Origin of the sequence: uncultured Chitinophaga sp., from assembly GCF_937874145.1 — a bacterium.
Lineage (GTDB): Bacteria > Bacteroidota > Bacteroidia > Chitinophagales > Chitinophagaceae > Chitinophaga.
In genome coordinates, this window is the sequence record NZ_CALNBI010000133.1 from 1 (window position 1) to 5,200 (window position 5,200).

7 protein-coding genes are annotated in these 5,200 nt (G+C 56.4%); 5 read left to right on the top strand and 2 right to left on the bottom strand.

The annotated features are described in order from the left end of the window. The 5 genes from Q0510_RS06005 to Q0510_RS06025 all read left to right on the top strand — a co-directional run. Window positions 1-1,636 (top strand): VWA domain-containing protein (locus Q0510_RS06005; protein WP_298709153.1); only part of this gene is annotated, 1,636 nt, incomplete at its 5' end. Beyond that, window positions 1,611-2,213: a cytochrome c oxidase subunit 3 gene (locus Q0510_RS06010; protein WP_298709155.1), complete on the top strand. Its 603-nt coding sequence runs from the start codon at window positions 1,611-1,613 to the stop codon at window positions 2,211-2,213. The genes Q0510_RS06005 and Q0510_RS06010, both read left to right, overlap by 26 nt. A 10-nt stretch (window positions 2,214-2,223) precedes the next feature. Next, on the top strand, window positions 2,224-2,463 hold the full coding sequence (locus Q0510_RS06015; RefSeq protein WP_298709157.1) for a cytochrome C oxidase subunit IV family protein: 240 nt from the start codon (window positions 2,224-2,226) through the stop codon (window positions 2,461-2,463). 63 nt (window positions 2,464-2,526) lie between these two features. Continuing rightward, on the top strand, window positions 2,527-2,961 hold the full coding sequence (locus Q0510_RS06020) for a hypothetical protein (protein ID WP_298709159.1): 435 nt from the start codon (window positions 2,527-2,529) through the stop codon (window positions 2,959-2,961). Window positions 2,962-3,240: 279 nt separating this feature from the next. After that, window positions 3,241-3,540 (top strand): hypothetical protein, encoded by a 300-nt coding sequence (locus Q0510_RS06025; protein WP_298709161.1) that lies wholly within the window; start codon window positions 3,241-3,243, stop codon window positions 3,538-3,540. On the opposite strand, the gene Q0510_RS06030 is transcribed toward Q0510_RS06025, so the two are convergent. Together Q0510_RS06030 and Q0510_RS06035 are read right to left on the bottom strand one after the other, a co-directional pair. Continuing rightward, window positions 3,529-4,449 carry a 2-dehydro-3-deoxygalactonokinase gene (locus tag Q0510_RS06030; protein WP_298709162.1) on the bottom strand — a complete coding sequence of 307 codons (921 nt, stop codon included), beginning with the start codon at window positions 4,447-4,449 and terminating at the stop codon, window positions 3,529-3,531. The genes Q0510_RS06025 and Q0510_RS06030 overlap by 12 nt on opposite strands. Continuing rightward, the coding region (locus tag Q0510_RS06035) for an MFS transporter (protein WP_298709164.1) at window positions 4,427-5,200 on the bottom strand (774 nt) is incomplete at its 5' end. The genes Q0510_RS06035 and Q0510_RS06030, both read right to left, overlap by 23 nt.

The following is a 5,200-nucleotide window of genomic DNA, read 5'->3' on the forward strand; positions in this document are numbered from 1 at the left end:
GCTGGCAAGAGCGCTTACCGGCAGGCCGGTGGAGATATTCCCCGCCGTGAAAGAAGGCGGCTTCAAGGGCGACAGCTTCTTCCTCCCCGAAAAATGCGGCTGGTTCGCCACGGGGGACCTGAACGAAGACTTCTACGTGCTCCGCGTGCTCTACCTGTCCGTGCAGCAGCAGCTGCGATTGAACTGGTACGATACGGCCCCCTTAACCGACAAAGACGCCCTGTTCCTCGCAGGGAACGCCGCGCCGCGGGTGCTGGCCGCCATGCGGGAAGCCTACCCTGAAAGCGCAGGCTTATACGACCGGTTGCGCGCCGGCATGCTGCCCGATAAAAAACCGCACTTCGATAACACCTGGTTCACCGGCCGGTGGATGCCTGATCAGCGGGAAACCCTGAAGCCGGAAGCGCTGGCCGCCATTCCCGCGGGAGCGGCGGTTACCGCGCCGCAGCAGCAGACCGTCGTGCAGGCGCGCCCCGTGGAAGAAATCGTGACCATCGCGGCCGACATCCGGCAGCAGGAGGATTACGTGCTCACCCACAACTTCGAAAAGGTAGATACCGCCGACGAATTCAGCGGCTCCTGGCGAGATTTCGATGGGGAAGATGAACTGGGAAAACACCAGGACGCCCTCAGCGAACTGAACATGAAATACACCGTGCGCGTCAACGACACCGTTCACAGCGTATACGAAACCGGCTACACCGGCAACACGACCGCCGCCGAAAGCAAAGAGAACGCGGCGGAAGGTAAGTTCGTGACATACGACGAGTGGGATTGTTTCAAAAAGAACTACAAACGCGCGTTCAGCAAAGTATTTCCCATCCGCCAGCCTTTCACCGATGCGGCCTACTGCGATCAGACGATCGCCGCGCACCGCATGGTGCTGGAACAGCTGCGGCGCATGCTGGCCGATATCAATAACAAATGGGCGCGCCAGCGCTTCCAGCTGCACGGGAACGACATCGATACCGACCGGGTGACCGACCGCTTCGCCGATCTGCTCGCCGGGCAAACCCCGTCGGAACGCGTGTACCTGGCCGACCGCAGGAAGGAAAAGGACCTGTCCATCCTCCTGCTGCTCGACCTCAGCCTGTCGAGCGACAGCTACGCCGACGGCAACCGCGTGATCGACATCTCCAGGCAAACGGCCATCCTCTTCGGCGAGATCCTCCACGAATCCGGCATCGACTTTTCCATCTGCGGATTTTACTCCCAGACGCGGAACTACACGGCGTTTGTGACGCTGAAGGATTTCGATGAAAACTGGCGGAGCGCGCGCCATGCCGTAGGCGCGCCGCAGCCGGAAGGCTATACCCGCATCGGCCCGGCGCTCCGGCACTCGGGCGCCTTGCTGCAGCAACGGGAGGGGCGCAACAAATGGATCATCCTGCTGTCCGACGGCAAGCCCAACGACTTCGACCGCTACGAAGGGCGCTACGGCATCGGCGACGTCCGACAGGCATTGCGGGAGTTGTCGCAGCGGCATATCCATACCTACGCGCTGGCCATCGAAGCGGCGGCGCGGTATTACCTGCCGCAGATGTTCGGGCATGATCATTACCAGGTCATTTCCTCGCCACATGCATTATTCACCAAACTCATCAAACTATATGAACGTATCCGATACAGCAGTTGACAATTCCGCCCTCCCCGGGCAAAAAAGCTTTTACTATCCGCCTGGCGGCCTGCTCATGTGGATCGTTATCCTGCTGGAGCTATTCACTTTCGGCATCGCCATCGTCATTTTCATGTACAGCGGCAGGCAGGAACCGGAAGTCTTCCATTCCTCCGCCGCCAGGCTCGACGTGATGATGGGATCGGTCAATACCGTGGTGTTGCTGACCAGCGGGTATTACATGGCGCGCGCCGTGGAATTTTACAGAACGGGCAGGAAGCTCTTCAAAACGCAGCTGCTGCTCACTTTGCTGGCCGGTTTGCTGTTCATCATCCTGAAGTCCGTGGAGTATACCCACAAGATAGGGCAGGGGCTGACGCTGGGCTCCAACACCTTCTTCGATTTCTACTGGATGCTGACCGGCTTCCATCTCATACATGTGCTCACGGGCATGGTGATCCTGCTCTGGTGGATGTACACCGCGCACAAGCGCCCCCGCGAAACCGCCCTCAGCCACCTGGAAACCGGCGCCGCCTTCTGGCACCTCTGCGACCTGATCTGGCTGTTGCTGTTCCCTGTTTTATACCTGATCTATTAAACGAATGAAAATGTTCCGCATACAAATCATCTGGATTGTGCTCATGCTCACGGTAGCCCTTATGTCGGCCGCCATGATTTACGCCAAATCCTGGCCCGGGCTGGCTGCCGCCATCATGGGATTTTCGGTGGCGAAATTCCTGCTGGTCGCTTTTTACTTTATGGATATGAAAGGCGCCAACGTAGCCTGGAAAGCGATCCTCATCGCATTCTCGGGGCTGCTGGGCGCGGTGGTGATATTGATGAAATGATAAACTGCATGCAATCAAGAAAAATACTGATTCAGCGATAAATCCGCCGCAGGCGGCAAGCTCATGAAAAAAGATAAAGAAATCATACAAGCCTTCCTGAAACGGCACCAGCTGGCCACCATTTGCGCCATTGAAGCCGGCAGGCCTTTCTGCTTCAACTGCTTTTACGGATTCGATCCGGATAAATGGATATTGGTATTTAAGTCTTCGCCCGGAAGCCGCCAGGTCAACCTGTTTGACGACGGCACAACTGTGGCGGGTACGATTCTAGGAGAAAAAATATCCCTGCATTTCAATGCGGGGATTCAATTTGAAGGCGAAGTGGTGAAAGACGCGGTGATCGCCGCGGGGCTCACTGAAAGATATTACAAGCAATATCCTTTGTCGCTCCTGATCGACGGTGAGGTCCTGATGATCCGGCTGCATATGGCGAAGCTTACCCAAACGCAGGCAGGTTTCCGGAACAGGTACAGCTGGAAACGGGAAGAAACGGCGTAGCCGTTGATCGATTTTGCCCGGCGACCTGCAAAATTTCCTCGGCGACCTATGAAATTTGCCCAACGACCTATAAAATTTGCTCGACGACTTATGAAATTTGCCCGGCGACCCGCAAATTTTCCCCGGCGACCTATAAATTTTGCCAAATGACCTATGAAATTTGCTCAACGACCCGCAAAATTTACCCGGCGACCTATAAGTTTTGCCCAACGACCCGCGAAACTTCCCCGGCGACCTATAAAATTTGCCCAACGACCCGCAAAATTTCCCCGGCGGCCCATGATTTCCCCCCTACAACCGGGCAAAAATGATACGAAATTGGGTCGCGGAGATAGGATTGAGGGTGAAAAAGATAGGTTTATCCATCACCGGGATAGGATTGAGGATGAAAAGGATAGGTTTATCCATCGCCGCGATGGATTAATGGGGTCAGCAGATGGAAAATTGGGCCGCCGCGACCCATTAACGCATCGCCGCGATGGATTAATGGGGTCAGCAGATGGGAAATTGGGTCGCCGCGACCCATTAATGCATCGCCATGATAGGAAAATGCATCGCTGGGATGGATTAATGGTTTAAAACAGCGGCTTGCCCGCGGATCAGCGCCTCATCGGCGTCGATGATGGCGGATACGGGAATGCCCAGCGCCTCGCAGGCGGTTGCGTATAGTTGCCCGTGCAGCGCGCCGGCTACGAGATATACCGGTTGATGAGAAGGAAGGGAAGACAGCTCCGATCCGATGAGCAATCCGCTCAGGTAAAAGCTGTTCAGTTCCGGGGGAACGTTTTTAAGTAGCTGATTCGTGCGGACCATGAAAACCTCGTGCAACAAATCCCCCGACTTGCCGGCAATCAATCCCGACCTGAAAGCCTCCCCCGCACCGGGAGCCTCCAGGATTCCACCGGTATTCACCGAGGCTGATAAGATGCTGTGCTTCGACAGCAAATCGAAGAGCTCCCCGGTCATGAAAGTTTTGAAGGCAATGGCTTTGCCGCCCTGCACCACCACATGCTTGGGATGCGTCCCCGGCAGGAGGAGGCGCTTTTCTTCCGCATCATCTTTCAACCATGCCGCACAGCCTGCGATTTTCGTTTCTTCGCCGCGCATCACATCATCGCTGAAACGCGCGCCGGAGATGATGAGAAATTCTTCGAAAGCCTGCACGTGCAGGTCCCGGCCGTTGAGACTAAAAGGCAATTCATGATAGGGTAGCTCCACCATCCCGATGCTGGCGGACGCCATGCCGGACAACACCACGGGAAGCCCTTCCAGCCGCAGCCCCGTTCTTTCCCCCAGCATTACGATACCGCGCCGGATAATGCCGGCGAAAAACGCTTCGCGCGGCATTACCGAAGCCTGCCAGTCCCGGAAAGCTGTCGAAATGCCGTAACCGGATTTCTCTTCCGAAACGACCCTGCAGCTATCGCGCTCCACCAGCCGCAGCCGGAAAGCGCTCGTGCCCCAATCACAACTCAGCCAATGTTTCATGATCTTCTTTCGTTTTAATTCTTTCAACATTTCCTACTAAAAATAAATACGAACAGGCGCCCAGCAATCCCAGCACAGCCACAAATACAAGCGCCGGCGCAAAGCTCCCGCCGCTCGCCAGGAACCCGATCACGATCGGCACGATGATCCCTGCCAGTTGCCCGATGAAATTAAACACGCCGCCCGTGAGGTTGATGAGGTGCTTCGGCGCCAGCGTGGATACGAATATCCAGGTGATCGACGCAAACCCCACCCCGAAAAACGACAGCGACATGAAGAAGATAATCAGCCCCGGCGTATCCACGTAATTCGCGCCCAGGATCACCGACGACACGATCAGCCCGATGATGATCGGCCGCTTGCGCGCCTTCGCCGCCGACACGCCTTTCTTCACCAAATAATCCGACAAAAACCCGGAACACAATATCCCGGTAAACGCCGCCAGGTAAGGGATCGAAGCCCAGTACCCCGACTTGATGAAATCCAGCCCGCGGTAATCGACCAGGTACTTCGGGAACCAGGTCAGGAAGAACCACAGCGTGGAATTCACGGCGAACTGGCCGATATAGATCCCCCAGAGCTTGCGGTACGACAGCACCTCCCGCAGGTCCTCCCAGCGGAACGCCTTTTTCTCCTTCGCTTCCTGCCGGTCGAGCAACCCGCCGCCGCTTTCGATATGCAGCAGCTCGGCGGTATTCACGCGTGTATGCTCCATGGGATCGCGGTAAAAAATATACCAGACGATGCCCCA

Excerpts from the sequence above, each read along its gene's own strand:
- Q0510_RS06010 (WP_298709155.1), top strand. The coding sequence starts at position 1,611 with ATGAACGTATCCGATACAGCAGTTGACAATTCCGCCCTCCCCGGGCAA.
- Q0510_RS06015 (WP_298709157.1), top strand. The coding sequence starts at position 2,224 with ATGTTCCGCATACAAATCATCTGGATTGTGCTCATGCTCACGGTAGCC.
- Q0510_RS06020 (WP_298709159.1), top strand. The coding sequence starts at position 2,527 with ATGAAAAAAGATAAAGAAATCATACAAGCCTTCCTGAAACGGCACCAG.
- Q0510_RS06025 (WP_298709161.1), top strand. The coding sequence starts at position 3,241 with ATGATTTCCCCCCTACAACCGGGCAAAAATGATACGAAATTGGGTCGC.
- Q0510_RS06030 (WP_298709162.1), bottom strand. The coding sequence starts at position 4,449 with ATGAAACATTGGCTGAGTTGTGATTGGGGCACGAGCGCTTTCCGGCTG.